Source organism: Halalkalibacter lacteus (genome assembly GCF_036663595.1).
GTDB lineage: Bacteria > Bacillota > Bacilli > Bacillales > Bacillaceae_D > Halalkalibacter > Halalkalibacter lacteus.
On the sequence record NZ_JAWRVL010000403.1, the window covers coordinates 1 to 243 of the forward strand.

At 60.5% G+C, this 243-nt stretch carries 1 protein-coding gene; it reads left to right on the top strand.

Annotated features, from left to right (window positions below; genetic code table 11):
* A partial coding sequence (locus SAZ04_RS22815) for a hypothetical protein (RefSeq protein ID WP_332700043.1) occupies positions 1 to 243 on the top strand: 243 nt, incomplete at both ends.

Genomic DNA, 243 nt, shown 5'->3' on the forward strand with positions numbered 1-243 from the left:
GCACCGGCGGTCAACGATTTGGCTGACGGCCTGAACAAGAAAGTCGATATCATCGTGCAGGCGCTGACCGACGCACGTAAACCGCTGATCGTCACCGGTAGCAACGCCGGCAGCGAAGCCATCATCGAAGCGGCGGCCAACATCGCCAAAGCGCTGAAGGATCGCGGCTCTGATGTGGGTATCACCTTCGTGGCCAGCGCGGCCAACAGCATCGGTTTGTCGATGATTGGCGGTGGTTCGCTC